The sequence below is a fragment of the Pseudomonas lyxosi genome (assembly GCF_047758685.1).
GTDB lineage: Bacteria > Pseudomonadota > Gammaproteobacteria > Pseudomonadales > Pseudomonadaceae > Aquipseudomonas > Aquipseudomonas lyxosi.
Genome location: NZ_CP180481.1, coordinates 2,509,229 through 2,528,823 on the forward strand (window position 1 = coordinate 2,509,229; position 19,595 = coordinate 2,528,823).

The window sequence follows — 19,595 nt, forward strand, 5'->3', positions numbered from 1 at the left end:
CCCGTTCTTGTTTGTGCTGACTGACCGCTGACTGCTGTAACAACGATCCCGTCGGATCTCTTTTGCACATGAGAATATTTATCATTAATATTGCGGCCTTGTTGGCTCCGTGACATTCACGAGGCTTCACCCGTTTCAAGGTCGAAACATGAAAGGCAAAATCACCGCGCTCCCCGTTTCCTACCGCCTGGCCGTCACTTCCCGAGTGCTGGCCGCTGTGCTGGGGGGTTACCTCGTCGCGGCATTGGCCAGTGTCAGTCTGACGATGTGGCTGCCCATGGCTCGTGGCGAAGCGGTGGTCACCGGGATGATGACCTCGTTTCTGGTGTATCTGGTCGCCGTACTCTGGTGCTTTGCCTGTCGCAGTGCGTGGCAAGCCTGGTTCGGATTGATCGTGTCGAGCCTGGTTTTGGCAGCGGTGTCGGGGCTGGCCTACTGGATGGGCCACTTATGAAAGAGGGCTTTCGACAGGCCATGGCCTGGCTGCACACCTGGGCCGGGTTGATCTTCGGCTGGCTGCTGTTCGCGATTTTCCTGACCGGCACGCTCGCCTATTTCAAGGATGAGATCAGCCACTGGATGCAGCCGGAAATTCCCGCCCGTTCGCTGTCCTCCGAAGCCAGTCTGACCCTGGCCCAGCACTACCTTGAGCAGCACGCCGCGGGTGCCTCGCGATGGCTCATCGATTTACCGGATGCTCGCGAACCCGGGCTGTCGGTGAGGTGGCAGCAAGCACCGGCCAAGCCCGGCACGCGCGGTCAATTCAGCGAAAAACTCCTCGACCCGCAAACCGGCGCAGAAGTGCAGGGCCGGGACACACGCGGTGGCGAGTTCTTTTACCGCTTCCACTTTCAGTTGCAGATGTCCTATCCGTGGGGGCGCTGGCTGTCGACCATCGCAGCGATGGTGATGTTCGTCGCGCTGATCAGCGGGATCATCACCCACAAGAAAATCTTCAAGGACTTCTTCACCTTCCGACCGCGCAAGGGCCAGCGCTCCTGGCTCGACGGGCACAACGCGGTGGGCGTTCTGGTGTTGCCATTTCATCTGATGATCACTTACAGCAGCCTGGTGATTTTCATGTCGATGGTGATGCCGGCGAGCATCCTTGCCGCGTACAAAGGTGATGCCGAGGCGTTTTACGATGAGGTGTTTCCGGCGTCCAATACGCCCGAAATGGCAGGCAAACCGGGCCAGTTGGCACCGTTGGCACCGCTGCTGGAAAGGGCCAGCGAGCAATGGTCGGGCGGGCGGGCCGGGCGGCTGACGGTCAACAATCCGGGCGATGCGAATGCCTCGGTCATTCTTGCGCGTGACGGCGCCGACCGAGTGGTCCACGACTTTGGCAGCGCGTTGACCTTCAACGGCGTGACCGGGCAGCTACTCAGCACGACGCCGAAGCAAGCACTGCCAATGGCGATTGCCGGCAGTTTCTATGGTTTGCACATGGGCCATTTCGCCGGTCCGGTGTTGCGCTGGCTGTACTTCATTTGTGGTTTGGCGGGCACCGCGATGATCGGTACCGGGCTGGTGATCTGGCTCGGCAAGCGTCAGCTCAAACATGTGAAGAGCGGCGTGATGCCGTTTGAATTGCGACTGGTGGAAGTCCTGAACATCGCCAGCATGTCGGGGTTGATGGTCGCGGTGGCGGCGTTCTTTTGGGCCAATCGATTGTTGCCGGTCGCAATGGCCGGGCGGGCGGATTGGGAAGTGAACAGCTTCTTCATCGTTTGGGGCTTGAGTGTGTTGCACGCCATGGTCCGCCGTGGTCGTGCAGCGTGGATCGAACAGTTGGCACTGGCGGCGTTGCTGTTCTGTGCGGTGCCGCTGCTGAACGCGCTGACCACGCCTTATCACTTGGGCGTCAGCCTGATTCAGGGCGATTGGGCCATGGCCGGTTTCGATCTGACGTGCCTGGGCAGTGGTCTGTTTTTCGCGTGGGCTGCGTGGAAAATGCAGCGCGCGGCGCAGCCTGGAATCGTCACCCGACCGCGGGGGAAATCGATAATGCTTGAGCAAGAGGCGCACTGAATGTTCTTGGCCTTGTTGCTGTGCTACGGCGGTTTCACCGCGCTCTGTTTATCCATGGATTGGCATCACGCCGAACTGTTGGGGCGCAAGCCCTCGGCTCGTCGCCGCCAGGGGATGAAACTCAGTGGCTGGCTGTTGCTGGCGTTATCGCTGTGGGCTGCGGTGTCGTCGACGGGCTGGGGACTTGGATTGGTGGAGTGGTTTGCGGTGTTGATGCTCAGCGCTTTGCTGCTGGTGTTGTTGATGCCGTATCGCCCGCGCCTGGCCTTGGTGTTGGCCGGTTTGAGTCTGCTCGCCAGCCCCGTCGCCGTGTTTGCAAAGGGCTGACCTGATGATCACCAGTCCACCGGAATCCCATGACGATGAACATCACGGTGCGCGTGCGCATTTCCTGCAGGTGTTCCTTTCCCAGCGTTCGCAAATGGAAGCGCTGGTGAGCCGCCGAGTCGGGTGTCGGGCGACGGCCGCGGACCTGGTGCAGGACTTGTTCGTGCGCTTCTGGCGTCGACCGCTGGTGCAGGTCGAAGAGCTCAGTACTTACCTGTTGCGCTGCGCCGGCAACATCGCCATCGACCATTTGCGCAGCGAAGGCACGCGGGTGCGGGTCAACGAGGGCTGGATGCCGGATCAACCGGACAGCCACGGCAGCGAACCGCAAGCGGCGTTGGAGGCCGGCAACGACTTGCGTCACGTCGAAGCGGCGTTGCGCGCGCTGCCCGAGCGCACGCGGCAGATTTTTTTGCTCAACCGTATTCACGGGCGCAAATACGCCGAGATCGCCAAGGCCATGGGTTTGTCCCAAAGCGCCGTGGAAAAACATATGATGCGCGCCCTCGAGGCTTGCAAGGCCAGCCTGCGGGAACCCGAACCGCGCACGCCAGGGAAAGCATTGTGAACAACACCGAACGCGTCACCCCGACGCCTGCTCAGGAACAGGCGGCCTTCGCCTGGCTGAGTCTGTTGCATGATCAGCCCAGCAGCGGCGATCAGGCCACCTTCAGCCATTGGTTACAGGCCGACCCCGCCCATGCCGAGGCTTACGCCCAGGCGCAAGTGGTGTGGGAGTTGACCGAAACACCGGCCCGAACGTTGGCCGATGAAGACGCGTTTGCCTTGCAGGGTTACCTCAACGCCATGAATCGCTCGCGCCGTACCAGCGTTCGGCGTTGGTCCGGTGCGTTGGCGATGGCGGCGTGTCTGGTGCTCATGATCGGCTTCGGTGCTGGCTGGCAACCATCGCGCTGGGTCGATGATCTGGGCGCGGACTATGTGTCGGCGCCGGGGGAGATTCGCACCGTCACGTTGGCGGATCAGTCGCAAGTCACCTTGGACGCCGACAGTGCAATTGCCGTGGATTTCAGTCGTGGCGAGCGGCACGTTCAGCTGCGGCGTGGCGCCGGATTTTTCAGCGTGACCCACACCGGTGAGCCGTTTGTGGTGGATGCTGAAAAGGGTCAAGCGCGGGTGCTGGGGACTCAGTTCGAAGTCCGTCTGCAACCGCACGGCGCGCAGGTCACGGTGTTGTCCGGGCGGGTTGGTGTGACGGCGGACAAGAACGCCGCGCAGCAAATCCTCATCGCTGGCCAGCAAGTGGCCTATGGCGAAGGCTCGGCGGAACAACTCCACAGTGTCGACAGCGAAGCGCAGTTGGCGTGGCGTCAGGGTTGGCTCAATTACTACAAGGCGACACTCGCCGACGTGGTGCAAGACCTGGGGCGGTATTACCCGGGACGGATTGTGCTGTTCAATGATGAACTCGCGGCGCGGCGGGTCAGTGGCAGCTTTCCGAGCAAGGATCCGCAGGCGGTGTTGAGTTCGTTGCGAGGGGTGTTGGGGTTTGAGCAGCACAAGGTTTTGGGGCATCTGATTATTCTTCGTTGAGGCACATAACCGATCGTTCCCACGCAGAGCGTGGGAACGATCGAGGTGTTTTGAAAATATTTTCAGAATTCTGGTGAGGTAAACCCCGACGCCATTCGTGTAGTGACTGAAACTGCGAGTCATTCGCATCCGTAGCGGTTCTACACAGGTCATGAGTAATGAAGTCCAGGGCAAAATCGGGTTCGGTCAAACAATGGTTGGGTACGTGTGCCTTGAGCTTTTCGGCATTGGCATTGCTGCCGTTGAGTGTGGCGGTGGCGGCTGAGGCCGGCAGTGCCAGGCAGAGTGCGCAGTTCAGCTTCGCAATGGCCGCCAAACCGTTGCCCCAGGCCTTGAGCGACTTCAGCCGGATCACCGGCATCAGCGTCATCTACACCGATGAGGCGCCTTACGGTCTAACCGCCCCGGCGATCAATGGTCAGTTGAGCGCCGAACAGGCGATGCAGCGTTTGCTCGGCGGTTCGGGTTTTACCTTCCGCCGTACCGACGGCCACACGTTGGTGCTGGAACCGTTACCTACCGAGGGCGCCTTGAACCTGGGCGCGACCACCATCACCTCGGTGGCCGATCAATCCATGAGCTATCAGCCGCCGCCCACCAGTTTGGTGATGCGCTCCTCGGCCTTGCTTCAGGAAATCCCCCAGACCGTCAACGTGGTTCCGGCCCAGGTCATTCGTGATCAAGCGCCGCGCAATCTGGATGACGCGCTGGCCAACGTCAGCGGCATTACTCAAGGCAACACACTGGCGAGCACTCAGGACTCGGTGATGACTCGCGGCTTCGGCGACAACCGCAACGGCTCGATCATGCGCGACGGCATGCCGATCGTGCAGGGCCGTGGCATGAACGCGACCGTGGACCGGGTCGAAGTACTCAAGGGCCCGGCCTCGCTGCTTTACGGCATTCAAGACCCGGGTGGCGTGGTCAACATGGTCAGCAAGAAACCCGAGCTTGAGCAGTACAACGCGTTGACCCTGCGTGGCTCGACCTATGGTGACGGCAAAAACGGCAGCGGTGGCGGCCTCGACAGCACTGGCGCGTTGGGTGATTCCGGGTTGGCTTACCGCATGGTCCTGGACCACGAAGACGAAGATTACTGGCGCAACTTCGGCACTCACCGCGAGACATTGGTAGCGCCGTCACTGGCCTGGTTCGGCGAAAGCACCAAGCTGCTGTTCGCCTACGAACACCGCGAGTTTCTGACCCCGTTCGACCGCGGCACGATCATCGACCCGCGTGACAACCATCCGCTGGACATCTCCCGCGAGCGTCGCCTCGACGAGCCGTTCAACAACATGGAAGGGCGCTCGGACCTGTATCACTTCGAGGCCGATCACGAGCTCAACGACAATTGGAAAGCCCACTTCGGTTACAGCTGGAACCGCGAAACCTACGACGCCAGCCAGGTGCGCATCACTGCCATCGACACCAAGAAAGGCACCCTGACTCGCAGCATGGACGGCACTCAGAACGCGATCAGCACCGACCGCTTCACCACCGCCAGCCTTGAAGGCAATGTCCAGCTCGCGGGGATGAAACATGACCTGGTGTTCGGCGTCGACGACGAGTACCGCAAGATCTACCGCGAAGACCTGATCCGCCAAAAAAGCCAGAGCACCTTCAGTTACATCAACCCGGTGTACGGCCGAGAAGTCGCCGGCACCACCGTCAGCCCGGCGGACAGTGCCCAAACCGATAAACTGCGCAGCGATTCGATCTTCCTCCAGGACTCGATCCACCTGACCGATCAATGGATTTTCGTCGCTGGCGCGCGCTTCCAGGAATACGACCAGTACGCCGGCAAAGGCGTGCCGTTCAAGGCCAACACCGACAGCAACGGCCAGAAATGGGTGCCTCGCGCCGGTCTGGTGTATCGCTACACCGATGAACTGTCGTTCTACGGCAGCTACACCGAGTCGTTCAAACCCAACTCGACCATCGCGCCGTTGAGCGGCAGCAGCACCGTGCTGGACGGCAGCGTCGCGCCGGAAGAAGCCAAGTCCTGGGAAATCGGCGCCAAGCTCGACATGCCGGGCCGCGTCACCGGTAACGTCGCGCTGTTCGACATCAAGAAACGCAACGTGCTGGTGGCCAACTCCGAAGGTCCGGTGACGATCTACAGCGCCGCCGGCGAAGTGCGTTCCCGTGGTCTGGAAGTGGACCTGAGCGGTCAACTGAGTGATCGCTGGAGCATGATCGGCAGCTATGCCTACACCGATGCCGAAGTTACCGAAGACCCGATCTACAAAGGCAAAAAACTGCAGAACGTAGCGAAGAATAGCGGCTCGCTGTCGGCGGTTTATGACTTCGGCACTATCGTCGGTGGCGATCAGCTGCGGATTGGCGCGGGTGCGCGGTATGTCGGTGAGCGAGCGGGTAACGCTGTAAACGATTTCGACCTGCCGAGCTACACCGTGGCCGATGCATTCGCCACGTACGACACCAAAGTCGAAGGGCAGAAGGTCAAGTTCCAGCTCAACGTGAAGAACCTGTTTGACCGCACCTACTACACCTCGGCGGCGAGTCGGTTCTTTGTGTCGATGGGGGATTCGCGGCAGATTTCGTTGTCGAGCACGTTGGAGTTCTGAGGCAGCGTTAGCGCAAAAACGCCTGCCGATACTCGCCGGGCGTTCCACCCAACACCTGACGAAACCGATTGGTGAAATGACTCGCACTGGCAAACCCACACGCCAACGCAATATCCCCCAACGGCTGCGACGACGAACGCAATAACTCCCGCGCTCGGCTCAGTCTGCGCGCCAACACATACTGATGCGGTGGCAAGCCGAAGCTCTCGCGAAACATCCGCGCAAAGTGGTATTCGGATAGCGCACACAACGCAGCCAACTGCCCCAGGCTGATGGCCTCGGCCAATTGGTTGTCGATGAACTCCACCAACTGCCGCCGCTGATGCGCTGCCAATCCGCCTTTCAGCCGCAAGCCCTCACGCATTCCAACCTGGCCGAGCAAAACGTGGCTGAGCATTTCATGGGCCAGGCTGCTGGTGAGCACGCGTTCGCCGGGCTCGTCCCAGTTGAGTGTGAGCATTTGCCGAAAGCGCCGGGCTTGCGCCGGGTCGTCCAGAAAGGTGGCTTCGCGCAACTGCAGCTCGCGAGGTTCGCGGTCCAGCAGCGTGACGCAACCGAGGGCAAATTGTTCGGGACTGAAATACAAGTGGGCCAGGCGAATGTCGCCGTTGATCACCCAGCCCGATTGATGCTCGGCCGGCAGGATGCACAGCTTGTCGGGGCCGCCCTTGGTGCCGGGTTGGTCGCGGCGAAAGGTTCCGGTGCCGCCGGCGATGTAGCAGGACAGAGTGTGATGGCTCGGAGCTTCATAGTCCTGGGCGTCGTGATGATTGCTCCACAAGGCTGCAGCCATGCCGTCACCGAGCTCGGCGCTGTGCTCGAGGCGAGCATTGGGCGAGCGGTTGAGGGCTTGAAAGACTTGCAGGGTTTCCAGTGCAGGCATGATGGCTTCTCTCCGACGCCTTGCATCCTACTCCGTAGCCGTTCGGCTGCCAGCCTGTGGCCCGACAAAAGCGCAAGTTTATGCAAGTGCGAAAGGCCTTGGCGCAGGACACTGAAGGCCTATTCAGGAGTCTTTGCCATGAACCTTTCGTTGTATCTGCTGACCGTGCTGATCTGGGGCACCACCTGGATTGCCTTGAAATGGCAATTGGGCGTGGTGGCGATTCCGGTGTCGATCGTCTATCGCTTCGGTCTCGCGGCGCTGGTTCTGTTCGTCATGCTGCTGTTGAGTCGCCGCCTGCAAGTGATGAACCGTCGCGGGCATCTGATTTGCCTGGCGCAGGGGCTGTGCCTGTTCTGCATCAATTTCATGTGTTTTTTGACTGCCAGCCAGTGGGTCCCCAGCGGTCTGGTCGCGGTGGTGTTTTCTACCGCCACCCTGTGGAACGCCCTCAATGCACGGGTATTCTTCGGCCAGAAAATTGCTCGCAATGTGCTGATGGGCGGTGCGCTGGGCTTGTTCGGGCTGGGTCTGTTGTTCTGGCCAGAACTGGCGGGCCACACCGCCAGCCCGGAAACCTTGCTCGGGTTGGGCCTGGCGTTGCTCGGCACCCTGTGCTTCTCGGCGGGTAACATGCTGTCGAGTTTGCAGCAGAAGGCGGGACTCAAACCGCTGACCACCAACGCCTGGGGCATGGCCTATGGCGCGGCCATGCTGTCGGCGTGGTGCCTGGTCAAAGGCATTCCGTTCGACATGGAATGGAATGCGCGCTACATCGGCTCGCTGCTGTACCTGGTGATTCCGGGTTCGGTGATCGGTTTCACGGCCTACCTGACGTTGGTCGGGCGGATGGGGCCGGAACGCGCAGCCTATTGCACCGTACTGTTCCCCGTCGTGGCGCTGAACGTGTCGGCGTTTGCCGAAGGCTATCAATGGACCGCGCCCGCCTTGGTGGGTTTGGTACTGGTGATGCTGGGCAATGTGCTGGTGTTTCGTAAGCCCAGGGCGCCGATGGTGCAAGGGAACGGCAAACTGGCGTGAAGGTTTGGTTAATCGAGCGCTGAAACTTCAGCGTTCGACTTTGAGGGTGATGTAAATCATCAGCGGAAACATGAAGTCCACGATGTGCCTGGCCCAATCCTTGGCGTTCCAGATTGCAGATTCATCCATGTTGAACCATTCGGTGCCGATCACTTGCAGGCAGATGTAATAGACAAAAAAGCCGATCAATAGTCCGATGATCGCAAACTTCTTCGCTTCGTGAAAAACGGCTGCAGGTGTATTGATGCTTCGATAAAGATGGTAAGTGCCCAGTAAGCAGAAAGCCGTATAAATAACTTCCAGAGTGATGATGAACCAATAGATGCGGTGGTGGAGCATGGGTGAAGTGATGGCTCTATAACTCAGCTTCAGGTTTTCTCGGGTGGTGTCCATGCTGAGAATGTGGCCGACGTATTCGTAGTTGGATGCGTAGTCGGTAAAGTTGCTGTACATCACCATCAAGCCAAAGAAGCTTATATAGGCCATTAGAATGACTTTGCTGTATCTAATCAGTTTGTCGGTCGTAAGGTGGTTCAATGTGATTGTTCTCCAAAACTAAAGTCCGTAAGTTCGGCTAAGTAATGGGGAGTCTATAGTGAGTATCTTTTTTTTAGCAGTGAACTGAATTGCAAGGTGTGTATATCACGGGCAGACGGTTAAAACGCCTGCCCGTTTTAGTTAGCGTTTCCAGACTTGTGGGTTCACCAGATCTTGCGGTCGCTCACCCAGTAAAGCGCTGCGCAGGTTGGCCAAGGCACGGTTGGCCATGGCTTCGCGGGTTTCATGAGTCGCCGAACCGATGTGCGGCAATGTCACTGCGTTTTTCAGTTGGAACAGGGGGGACTCGGCCAGCGGTTCTTTCTCGTAAACGTCCAGCCCGGCGCCGCGAATCCGGTTGTTTTGCAGGGCTTCGATCAAGGCGGGTTCGTCCACCACCGGGCCGCGGGAGATGTTCACCAGAATCGCGCTCGGCTTCATCAACGCCAGTTCGCGATGGCTGATCAGGTGTCTGGTTTTTTCGCTGAGCGGCACCACCAGGCAGACGAAATCGGCTTCGGCCAGCAGTTGATCAAGGCTGCGAAACTGCGCGCCGAGTTCTTGCTCCAGCTCGGTCTTGCGGCTGTTGCCGCTGTAGAGGATCGGCATGTTGAAGCCCAGTCGGCCACGTCGGGCGATGGCCGCACCGATGTTGCCCATGCCGACGATGCCCAGGGTTTTGCCGTGTACATCGGAACCGAATAGCGGCGCGCCGACGGTGGCTTGCCATTGGCCGGCCTTGGTCCAGGCGTCCAGTTCGGCCACGCGACGGGCGCTGCTCATGAGCAGGGCGAAGGCCAGGTCGGCGGTGCTTTCGGTGAGGACGTCGGGGGTGTTGGTGAGCATGATCCCGCGTTCGTTGAAGTAGGCGACGTCGTAGTTGTCGTAGCCGACCGAGACGCTGGAGACGACTTCGAGTTTGGCGGCGTTTTCAAGTTGTGCACGACCGAGTTTGCGACCGACGCCGATCAGGCCGTGAGCGTGGGGCAGGGCTTCGTTGAATTGGGCGTTGATGTCGCCGCTTTTCGGGTTTGGCACGATGACGTCGAAATCTTGCTTGAGGCGTTCGACCATTTCGGGAGTGACGCGGCTGAAGGCGAGGACGGTCTTTTTCATGGGAGGAGGGCTCTCGGGCGCAGGTGAATGCCAAGCACGCTAACATTCTTCTTTGGATTTGGGCGAGGCCGTTGGGCTCTTTTATCCTTGGCGGCCTTTGGGCCGACCATGTTCCTGTTGGTGGTGTACATATCCGTTTCTGCGGTAACGGCGGCTGGCGGTTTCGCCCTTACGGCCATCCCTTTCAAGGTCTTTTAATTTTGGCGGCCTTGAGCACCCGATCCGTCGACACATGGGCATGCACTGCTTTGCCTTCAAGCCACTCTTTGGATTTGGGTACCTTCGGGCCACGTTTACTTTTGGCGATCTGTTTGGGTGGGATGTTTCTAGCCAGCGCCAACAAACGCTGAGCCAGTCCTTCTGAGGGGGGAGTGATGGGCAAATGCTCTGGCGGCAAGGCAATCTGCATGCCCTCATAACCGCTACGAACCTGTATCACCAAATGGTAAATCGACGCTTCCCAGTCCTCGGGTTGGGTCTGGCGATGGGCCTGTTCAACGCTGCGCTTAAGCACTGATAAAACGTTGTAAGCCAGCACAGCCGAAGCAAACCCCAGCAGGGCTGCCTTGGGGCTGCCCAAGGTTTCGATCTCACTTTCCAGCACCGATTCCAAGCGCTGGAACATGCCTTCGATACTCCAGCGACGACGGTACAAATCGTTGATTTGTACGGCGCTGATGGTCTCGGGCAGGTTGCTCCAGAACAACAGCATGGTGTCGCCTGATTCGGTGGGGGTTTGTAGGTTCAGTTCGACGCGTCGCCACTGACGCCCACCTTTCACGCCAATGGTTTGCTCGCGCACGCTTCCTGTCGAGACTTTGACAGACTCCTGCCATTGGCCTTCCTGAAGCAGGCGCGGATGCTTACTCGGCTCACGAATAATGAACGAAGCCCCGGCATCTTCGCAGGCCTCCATGACCGGGAGGGTGCAGTAGAGTCGATCAGCCATCCACAACTGGCCCGCACTGGCGTTTTCCAGCAACGGCAGCACACCGACGCGCTCACTGGCATAAGCATCTTCACAGGGCTGAAGGTCGACGACCTGGTCAAGATCCGGGTCGTACACTACGATCGAAAAACCAGGCCGGGCGGCGCCCCGTTCACGGCGCAAAGCGCCCAGACGCTTTTCGCTGGAAGGCAGATGGTTACCGTCAACGATCCGCAGTTGCCAGCCAGGTAAAATGGCTGAGCAGCCCAACTCTTCAATCGTCGGAGCCAGGCGTTGCGCACTGCCAGTTACCAGGGCGCGCAGCAGCGCAGGTTCCGTGCGACTGACCTTGTCATACAACGCCGCCAAGCTGACGGGAAGATCATCCATCTGCCGTGCGGCAGCATGTAGCGAAGGTCGCAAGCCCAATGAAACAAGGGACATCAGCTCAACGATGGTCGAGAATAAAAGCTCACGCGGGTACTGTCGTTGACGATGTTCTTCGAACACCTGATCGACCCACTCGGCTGCAACAGCCTGTTCCAACACCAATTTGGCCATGACACTGGCCGGTGCCTTTTTCTCGAACCGCGCTAAAACCTCTGCCCACATCGTCTCGTCGTCCTGACCGGATTTTTAGTGGATTCTAAACGAAGACCTTGAAAGGGATGGCCCTTACGGCGAGGCACTTTTTTCAAACGCGGTACGTGTCAAGGTACCTGTCGCCTTGGTATTCCTACGGCTAACCCATTGCGGCCTTAACGTCAGGGCGTTCGGGGTTCAAATACACCGTATCTGCCAACTTCCAGTTGCGTGTGCTGGTACTCCAGCGGCTCGGATTAGCTTCCCTGGCATCTTCATACAGCGCTGCTCTGGCCTGTAATAGAGCTGTTGCTTTGCCTTCATGGCGCTCGTTCGGCGTCACGTATTTCAAGGCACTATGACGATGGTCTTCGTTGTACCACTCAATAAATTTTTGCACCCAAAGCCTTGCTTGCGTGACCGTATCAAACGGTTGATCCGGCCAGAGCGGGCAGTACTTTGCCGTGCGAAAAAGTGCTTCGGCGTAGGCATTGTCGTTGCTCACACGAGGTCTGCTAAATGACGGCTCGACGCCCAGAGCAACCATGCTTTCACGCAGCAAAGAACCTCTCATGACGTGGCCATTGTCTGAGTGCAGCACCAAGGGACGACCGGCTGTGTGCTCGCGTAAGCAGCCTTTTTCAAGCAGCTCACACGCATGCTCGCTGCACTCCGATTCATACACTTCATTGGCGACCAATTTACGGCTGTAGATGTCCTTGACCATGTACCAGTAGAAAAAACGGCCCTTAACTGTGCTCGGCAACCAGGTGATATCCCAGCACCACACCTGATTGGGGCCGTCAGCACGATGCGTCGTCAGCACCTTGCGTTTCGGGGCTTTGGCACGACCACGGCGCACGTTTTGATTAGCCGCTTTTAACACACGGTAAAAAGTCGATTCCGAAGCCAGATAGATACCTTCATCTGCCAGCTTGGGAACGATTTGGTGCGGTGTGAGGCTGGCATAGCCAGCCTGATTGGCCGCGCCAAGCACCGCTTGGCGCTCTGCCTCGCTGAGCTTGTTTGATGGCGCTACCCGCTGAGCCACCAGGCGCTTGTCGCAGTCAGTGTGTCGCCAACGTTGAACCGTGCGCAGGCTCAGTCCCAGCTCGTTGCACGCCCGATATCGACGAGCTCCACCCAGTACTGCCTCGGCAATCAACTTCATGGCTTGCGTACGATCAGAGGCACTGATCAGTCTTCCTTGTCCTTGCCCCAGATCGCATTGGCTTTTTTTCTGAGTTCCAGCAAAGCCTCCGCCTCAGCACGTCCAGCATCTGATCGAATCAACTGACGTTCCAGCTCTTTGATCCGTAGTTGCTCGGCAGTTTTCTCTGCGCTGGGTTTCAGGTCAGCAAGGGTATTGGCGTTTTGGCAGGCTTCGCGCCACTGCTGGATTTGCTCAGGATAAATACCTTTGATTCGGCAATATTGAGAGATTTCCACCTCGCTCAACGGCGCGGTTTCCATGACGGCATTGAATTTATCGGCGCTGGACCATTGATCACTGGTCTTCCCGTTTCCGGGCACGATCAAACCTTTATCTCTAGCCATTTGCCTCCAATTACGCAGTGCCTGTGGCGTGACATTGAGTGCAACAGCGAGGTCCGCCACTGAACGATTGAGGGGCGGCATCATTTGCTGTACGGCCCAGTCTTTGAAGTCGTCGGTATAACGCATAGGCATTGTCGTGCACCTTCGCCCTCTTGAGTGAATGAGTCAATCAACAAGGGCGACAAGTAGCCTGACACGGAGGGAACGCCAAAAAAGTACCCAAAAAGGCTCGCCCCGAGCGTCCGGCCCCTCGCCTAGGCTCGGCGTTCCTTCGTTCCGGTATCCATCCGGGGACACTGCCCTCCGGTCTGCTTCGCGACGACCTACATGCAGCGTGTTCGACTGCGTCGAACGGCGCTGCGCGCCACTCCCCGGATGCACACCTCCACTCAGCCTCCCGAAGGGGCGGGTGGATCAAGATCAAGGGCTGCAGGCGAGCTAACGCTCGGCCTGTTGAGTGGTGAGAAGCGAAAGGTGTGCGCCGATCCATTGTGGGAGCTGGCTTGCCTGCGATGGCAGCCTGGCAGCCGACCAATCACTCGCAGATTTACACCGTTCCACTGTAGGAGCCGAGCTTGCTCGCGATGACGGCGTGTCAGTCGACATCAATGTTGAATGTTAGACCGCTATCGTCGGAACGCCGCCCGGAGCAAGCTCAGCTCCTACAGTGTATTAGCGGTGTGGCGCAGGTTTTGGCACGTCGATGTTATCCAGCATCCGGTTCGCGGTGATCTCCGCCACCATGATGCTGTTTGAAATGCCCAGCAGGGCATAGCGCGACCCACCCTCTAGACGATCCACCAACTGATGGACCATCACATCGACCGAGGCCAGGGTCTCGACCAAAAAAACTGCCAAGGTTTCGGTCGTCGCCTCTGGGTCCACGGAAAACAGGGTGCTGGGCGTGCGCGGGGTGGCTTTGATGTCGGCAATCGACGGGAAGTGGAAGTCGAGGGCGCGCTCGGCGGCTTCGCTGAGTTTGTTTGAATCGGCGGATTCGTAGGGGGAAACGTCGTCGGTTTCCGGGGGATTCGGGGTTTCTTTGATCATGGGAAAGCTCCTAATGTTATGGAGCTGCCACTTTCGGTTTCCAAGCGAATGGGTGGCCGCTGTGCGTGGGCTGGAAACCCGAGGTAGGAGCTAACCCTGGCAGACCCGAAGGTCTCCCACGCACAGTCGCCATAACGCAGAACTGCGGGCAGAAAAAAACGCCGCAGTATGTCATGTGAACAACTGATTAGCTCCTATACCTCGGGTTTCCAGGCCCGGTCGCTGATGCGCAGCGACCCCAAAAGCCTACCCATTTCCCTTCCGACCCAACAACCGACAGAACCCGTCGGAATCATTCCCCAAAATCACTGCGTCTGTAGGACCGTGAAATCAGTTCGCCACCCGAACCCCACCCATGCTCCCGCTCAACTCATAAGCCACCAATTCCGCCTGATGCGCCGCCAGGATCTCTGGCAACGACCCGCGCAAATACTCGACCCACGTCTTGATCTTCGCATCCAGATACTGCCGCGACGGATAGATCGCATACAGATTCAATTCCTGCGACCGGTAGTTCGGCATCACCCGGACCAGCGTACCGTTGCGCAACCCTTCAATCGCTGCATACACCGGCAACACCCCAACCCCCATGCCGCTGGTGATCGCGGTTTTCATCGCATCAGCCGAGTTCACCAAAAACGGTGAGCTATTGATGGTGACCATTTCCTGGCCTTCAGGACCGTCGAAGGTCCATTTCTCCAGCGGAATCACCGGGCTCACCAAACGCAGGCACGCGTGGTTCAGCAAATCACTGGGCTTTTGCGCACAGCCGTTGGCTTTCACATAAGCAGGCGAGGCGCAAACGATGCTGTAGGTGATGCCCAAACGCTGGGAGACGAAACCCGAGTCCGGCAGTTCGCTGGCCAGCACAATGGACACGTCGTAGCCCTCGTCCAGCAGATCCGGCACGCGGTTGGCCATGGTCAGATCGAAGGTCACGTCAGGGTGTGTCTTTCGGTAGCGGGCGATGGCGTCGATCACGAAGTGCTGACCGATGCCGGTCATGGTGTGCACTTTGAGCTGCCCGGCCGGGCGGGCATGGGCGTCGCTGGCTTCGGTTTCGGCTTCTTCGACGTAGGCCAGGATCTGCTCGCAGCGCAACAGGTAGCGCTTGCCGGCCTCGGTCAGGGCGATGCGACGAGTGGTGCGGTTGAGCAGGCGGGTTTGCAGATGGGCTTCCAGGTTGGAGACCGCGCGCGAAACGTTGGCCGTGGTGGTGTCGAGTTGCACGGCTGCGGCGGTGAAGCTGCCGGCCTCGGCCACGTAACTGAAGGCGCGCATGTTTTGCAAAGTGTCCATGGGGTGCTCTCGGAGGCGATGGCAAATTGTGACACGAAGTTGCTGATTTTTTACAGGCGACTAAAGATGGACCAACGGATTATCGCGTTAACGGTAACAAAGATTCACAGGATTCCCAGCTTATCGCCAACAAAACCGACCCCTAGAATTGCGCACCTCAGGAACAACTCCCCACCTCCGGAAATCGCAGCAGTGCCGCGTCGCATCAACAGAGCGCTTCAGACGCTCAGTGTTTTGGCTTTAACCCTGGCAATCAGCGGCTGCATCGGTACCGGAGGTATTGCCCCGCAGGGCAAGGCACTCGAGGCCAATTCACTGGCCACCGACGAAGCCATTCAGAACGCTGTACAGGACGCTCACTGGCCTACCGCCCAATGGTGGCAGGCCTATGGCGACCCGCAATTGAACCGCTGGATCGACCTCGCCCTGCAAGGCAGCCCGACCATGGCCATGGCGGCGGCGCGAGTGCGTCAGGCCAAATCCATGGCCGGGATCGCCGAGTCCGCCGAGTCGCTGCAGATCAATGGCGAATCCACGCTCAAACGCCACAACTGGCCCACCGATCAGTTCTACGGGCCCGGCGAGTTGGCGAACACCACCACCTGGGACAACAACGCCGCGCTGGGTTTCAGCTATGCCCTCGACCTTTGGGGTCGCGAAAGCAACGCCACGGAGCGCGCCGTGGACATGGCTCACATGACGGCCGCGGAAGCACGTCTGGCCCAGCTCGAATTGCAGAACAACATCGTGCGCGCTTACATCGAACTGTCGTTGCATTACGCGCAGCGAGACATCGTAGCCGCGACCCTGAAACAGCAGCAGCAAATTCTCGACCTCGCGCAGAAGCGCCTGAACGGTGGCATCGGCACCCATTTCGAAGTCAGCCAGGCTGAAACGCCGCTGCCGGAAACCCACCGCCAGATCGATGCGCTGGACGAAGAAATCGCCCTCAGCCGCAACCAGCTCGCGGCACTTGGGGGCAAAGGTCCGGGGGAGGGCGCGCAGTTGCAACGGCCGACATTGTCATTAGGCGCGGCACTGAAGTTGCCATCGACCTTGCCCGCGCAACTGCTCGGCCAACGCCCGGACGTGGTCGTCAGTCGTTGGCAAGTGGCGGCCCAGGCGCGCGGTATTGATGTCGCTCACGCCGGTTTCTACCCCAACGTCGACCTGGTCGGCAGCCTCGGCTACATGGCCACCGGCGGTGGAGCGCTGGATTTTTTGACCGGCAAGAAGCTCAACTACAGCGTCGGCCCGGCCATCTCGTTGCCGATTTTCGACGGCGGCCGTTTGCGCTCGAAGCTGGGCGAAGCCTCGGCCGGTTACGACATCGCCGTGGCCAAGTACAACCAGACGCTGGTCAACGCGCTGAAAAACATCTCCGACCAGTTGATCCGCCGCGAATCCATGGACAAGCAGCAAACCTTCGCCGCCGAGTCGGTGGCCACAGCCCAGAAGACTTACGACATCGCGATGATCGCCTACCAGCGCGGACTCACCGACTACCTCAACGTGCTTAACGCCCAGACCTTGTTGTTCAAACAGCAGCAGGTTCAGCAGCAGGTGCAGGCGGCGCGACTGAGTGCTCACGCTGAACTGGTGACGGCATTGGGCGGTGGATTGGGCGCGGGTAACGATGCGCCGAAAGACAGCCAGACCCAGGCGCCGAAAACCCCGGCCATTCTCCAAGCCCTCAATCATTGAGCAGGATTTCATGACTCCCTTGCCCGCACCTTTGCGCTGGCTGTATTCCCTTGAGTGGCGCCGGGGTTTCTTCGACTGGGCGCGCAGCGATGGCGTGACCTGGGTCTACATTTTCAAGGTGCTGTTCGCCGCGTTTCTGACGCTGTGGCTGGCCATGCGCCTGGAGTTGCCGCAGCCGCGCACGGCGATGATCACCGTGTTCATCGTCATGCAGCCGCAAAGCGGTCACGTGTTGGCCAAGAGTTTCTATCGCTTCCTTGGGACATTGGCCGGCTCGGCGGTGATGGTCGCGCTGATTGCCTTGTTTGCGCAGAACACCGAGCTGTTCCTCGGTTCGCTGGCGATCTGGGTGGGCATCTGCTCGGCCGGTGCTGCGCGGTATCGCAATTTCCGCGCCTATGGTTTCGTGCTCGCCGGGTACACCGCCGCGATGGTTGGTTTGCCTGCCTTGGCGCACCCGGACGGCGCGTTCATGGCGGCGGTCTGGCGGGTGCTGGAAATCTCCCTGGGGATTATTTGCTCCACGCTGGTCAGCGCCGCGATCCTCCCGCAATCCGCCAGCGCCGCCATGCGCAACGCCTTGTATCAGCGCTTCGGCGTGTTCGCGCTATTCGTCACTGATGGCTTGCGCGGTCGCAGCAAGCGGGAGGCTTTCGAGGCGAGCAACGTGCGCTTCATCGCCGAGGCTGTGGGGCTGGAAGGGCTGCGCAGCGTCACTGTGTTCGAAGACCCGCACATGCGTCGGCGCAACGGTCGGCTCAGCCGCTTGAACAGCGAGTTCATGGGCATCACCACCCGTTTCAACGCCTTGCACCAGTTGCTTGAACGCTTGCGCAGCAGTGGCACCGATCACGTGGTTGCGGCGATCAAACCGGGTTTGCAGGACCTCGCCGAACTGCTCGACGGCTTCAGCGGCCGCGCCCTGACCAACGCTGATGCAGGGCGTCTGGTCATCGCGTTGACCGCCTATAAAGAAGGTTTACCGGCACGCGTTCGCAGCCTGCGGGCATTCTTTCAAGAGAGCGACCCGAGCGACGCCGAGCAGCTGGATTTTCATACCGCGTACGAACTGCTCTATCGCTTCGTCGACGATTTGCACAGTTATGCACAGACCCACGCGTCGCTGGCCGATCACAGTCATGCGCGCGAGCAATGGGATGAGCCATTCACCCCGCAAACCAACTGGATGGCGTCAGCCGCCTCGGGGATTCGCGCGGCGTTCATTCTGATGGTTCTGGGCAGCTATTGGGTCGCCACCGCGTGGCCGAGCGGGGCGACGATGACCCTGATCGCCGCCGCTACCGTGGGCCTCTCGGCGGCGACACCGAATCCAAAACGCATGGCGTTTCAGATGGCTTGCGGAACGTTCCTCGGGGCCCTGATCGGCTTCGTCGAGATGTTTTTCATCTTTCCCTGGATCGACGGTTTTCCGTTGCTCTGCGTGATGCTCGCACCGGTGATCGTGCTCGGTTCGTTCCTGACTTCGCGGCCGCAATACGCCGGTGTCGGTCTCGGCTTGCTGATCTTTTTCAGCACCGGTTCGGTGCCGGACAACCTCACCGTTTACAACCCTTACGCTTTCATCAACGACTACATCGCCATGGTGCTCGGCATGCTGGTGTGCGCGGCGGCCGGGGCGATCATTCTGCCGCCCAACAGCCGCTGGTTGTGGCGTCGGCTGGAACAGGATTTGCGCGGGCAAGTGGTGTACGCCATCAGCGGCAAACTCAAGGGCCTGGCGTCGAGTTTCGAAAGCAGCACCCGCGACTTGCTGCATCAGGCTTACGGTCTTGCGGCAGGGCAACCGCAGGTGCAACGGGACTTGCTGCGCTGGATGTTCGTGGTGCTGGAAGTCGGTCACGCGATCATCGAGTTGCGCAAGGAACAGGCGATCCTGCCGGTGCATCCAGCCTATGCCGAATCTCAACCCTGGCGTCAGTCAATCAGGGTGATGGGCCGCTCGCTAGTGCGGCTGTTTCTGCAACCGAGCCAGAGCAATCTGGAGCGTGGACTGATCGCCGTCGATCACGCGATCAGCCGCGTGCAAGCCACCGACGAACCTTTCGCGCCGCACTTTGACACCTCGGCCCTGCGCCGGGTGAAGAGCTACCTGCACTTCATCCGCACTTCGTTGCTGGACCCGCAATCACCGCTTGCCGCCTACGCAATCACTCAGCCCCAAGGAGTTGAACATGCCGCGTGAAATCGCCTTCCACGGCGTGTACATGCCGACCATGACGCTGATGTTTTTCATCGCCGCGGCACTGGCCTGGGCGCTCGACCGGTTTTTGTCCGGGGTCGATCTGTACCGCTTCTTCTGGCACCCGGCGCTGCTGCGCCTGAGCCTGTTTACCTGTCTGTTCGGCGCCCTGGCGCTGACTGTTTACCGTTGACTCTC

At 59.5% G+C, this 19,595-nt stretch carries 17 protein-coding genes; 10 read left to right on the forward strand and 7 right to left on the reverse strand.

The genetic code is table 11. The features are described from left to right. Positions 1–148: 148 nt before the first annotated feature. The 6 genes from ACMXYI_RS11610 to ACMXYI_RS11635 all read left to right on the forward strand — a co-directional run bounded on the left by ACMXYI_RS11610 (position 149) and on the right by ACMXYI_RS11635 (position 6,500). Complete coding sequence (locus ACMXYI_RS11610; protein ID WP_415773298.1) at positions 149–454, forward strand: DUF3649 domain-containing protein; 306 nt, start codon at positions 149–151, stop codon at positions 452–454. After that, entirely contained in the window at positions 451–2,031 is a 1,581-nt protein-coding gene (locus ACMXYI_RS11615) for a PepSY-associated TM helix domain-containing protein (RefSeq protein ID WP_415773299.1), read from the forward strand. The genes ACMXYI_RS11610 and ACMXYI_RS11615 overlap by 4 nt, the downstream gene beginning before the upstream one ends. Beyond that, the gene (locus ACMXYI_RS11620) at positions 2,032–2,358 is read left to right on the forward strand and encodes a DUF3325 domain-containing protein (RefSeq protein WP_415773300.1); all 327 of its coding nucleotides are present in this window, start codon (positions 2,032–2,034) and stop codon (positions 2,356–2,358) included. Between the two features lie 4 nt (positions 2,359–2,362). Beyond that, on the forward strand, positions 2,363–2,926 hold the full coding sequence (locus tag ACMXYI_RS11625; RefSeq protein ID WP_415773301.1) for an RNA polymerase sigma factor: 564 nt from the start codon (positions 2,363–2,365) through the stop codon (positions 2,924–2,926). Further along, positions 2,923–3,912 carry a FecR family protein gene (locus tag ACMXYI_RS11630; protein WP_415773302.1) on the forward strand — a complete coding sequence of 330 codons (990 nt, stop codon included), beginning with the start codon at positions 2,923–2,925 and terminating at the stop codon, positions 3,910–3,912. The genes ACMXYI_RS11625 and ACMXYI_RS11630 overlap by 4 nt, the downstream gene beginning before the upstream one ends. A 158-nt stretch (positions 3,913–4,070) precedes the next feature. Further along, positions 4,071–6,500, forward strand: coding sequence for a TonB-dependent siderophore receptor (locus tag ACMXYI_RS11635; RefSeq protein WP_415773303.1), 2,430 nt, complete (start codon positions 4,071–4,073; stop codon positions 6,498–6,500). Positions 6,501–6,507: 7 nt separating this feature from the next. Here ACMXYI_RS11635 and ACMXYI_RS11640 read toward each other — a convergent pair whose 3' ends face one another. Next, a complete protein-coding gene (locus ACMXYI_RS11640) occupies positions 6,508–7,383 on the reverse strand; it encodes a helix-turn-helix domain-containing protein (protein WP_415773304.1) in 876 nt (291 codons plus the stop codon). Positions 7,384–7,521: 138 nt separating this feature from the next. On the opposite strand from ACMXYI_RS11640, the gene ACMXYI_RS11645 reads away from it, so the two are divergent. Beyond that, positions 7,522–8,424: a DMT family transporter gene (locus ACMXYI_RS11645; RefSeq protein WP_415773305.1), complete on the forward strand. Its 903-nt coding sequence runs from the start codon at positions 7,522–7,524 to the stop codon at positions 8,422–8,424. A 27-nt stretch (positions 8,425–8,451) separates the two neighbouring features. Here ACMXYI_RS11645 and ACMXYI_RS11650 read toward each other — a convergent pair whose 3' ends face one another. The 6 genes from ACMXYI_RS11650 to ACMXYI_RS11675 all read right to left on the reverse strand — a co-directional run bounded on the left by ACMXYI_RS11650 (position 8,452) and on the right by ACMXYI_RS11675 (position 15,493). Continuing rightward, positions 8,452–8,961, reverse strand: coding sequence for a DUF2165 family protein (locus tag ACMXYI_RS11650; RefSeq protein WP_415773306.1), 510 nt, complete (start codon positions 8,959–8,961; stop codon positions 8,452–8,454). 141 nt (positions 8,962–9,102) lie between these two features. Continuing rightward, positions 9,103–10,077 carry a 2-hydroxyacid dehydrogenase gene (locus tag ACMXYI_RS11655; RefSeq protein WP_415773307.1) on the reverse strand — a complete coding sequence of 325 codons (975 nt, stop codon included), beginning with the start codon at positions 10,075–10,077 and terminating at the stop codon, positions 9,103–9,105. Between the two features lie 184 nt (positions 10,078–10,261). After that, positions 10,262–11,566 carry an IS4 family transposase gene (locus ACMXYI_RS11660; protein ID WP_415773886.1) on the reverse strand — a complete coding sequence of 435 codons (1,305 nt, stop codon included), beginning with the start codon at positions 11,564–11,566 and terminating at the stop codon, positions 10,262–10,264. A 181-nt stretch (positions 11,567–11,747) separates the two neighbouring features. Further along, a protein-coding gene (locus ACMXYI_RS11665; protein ID WP_415768804.1) for an IS3 family transposase occupies positions 11,748–13,276 on the reverse strand; the annotation gives its coding sequence in 2 pieces (ribosomal slippage) (positions 11,748–12,811 and positions 12,811–13,276; 1,530 coding nt in all). 540 nt (positions 13,277–13,816) lie between these two features. After that, entirely contained in the window at positions 13,817–14,194 is a 378-nt protein-coding gene (locus ACMXYI_RS11670; RefSeq protein WP_415773308.1) for a DUF6124 family protein, read from the reverse strand. A 330-nt stretch (positions 14,195–14,524) separates the two neighbouring features. Further along, positions 14,525–15,493, reverse strand: a complete 969-nt coding sequence (locus ACMXYI_RS11675; RefSeq protein WP_415773309.1) for a LysR family transcriptional regulator — start codon at positions 15,491–15,493, stop codon at positions 14,525–14,527. A gap of 192 nt (positions 15,494–15,685) precedes the next feature. On the opposite strand from ACMXYI_RS11675, the gene ACMXYI_RS11680 reads away from it, so the two are divergent. Genes ACMXYI_RS11680 through ACMXYI_RS11690 form a run of 3 tightly spaced genes read left to right on the forward strand, consistent with a single transcriptional unit; the run spans position 15,686 to position 19,590 of the window. Then, positions 15,686–17,197 (forward strand): efflux transporter outer membrane subunit, encoded by a 1,512-nt coding sequence (locus ACMXYI_RS11680; protein ID WP_415773310.1) that lies wholly within the window; start codon positions 15,686–15,688, stop codon positions 17,195–17,197. Between the two features lie 10 nt (positions 17,198–17,207). Continuing rightward, positions 17,208–19,400 carry an FUSC family protein gene (locus ACMXYI_RS11685; RefSeq protein ID WP_415773311.1) on the forward strand — a complete coding sequence of 731 codons (2,193 nt, stop codon included), beginning with the start codon at positions 17,208–17,210 and terminating at the stop codon, positions 19,398–19,400. After that, positions 19,390–19,590, forward strand: a complete 201-nt coding sequence (locus ACMXYI_RS11690) for a DUF1656 domain-containing protein (protein WP_214380742.1) — start codon at positions 19,390–19,392, stop codon at positions 19,588–19,590. Before ACMXYI_RS11685 ends, ACMXYI_RS11690 begins: the two co-directional genes overlap by 11 nt. Positions 19,591–19,595: the final 5 nt, after the last annotated feature.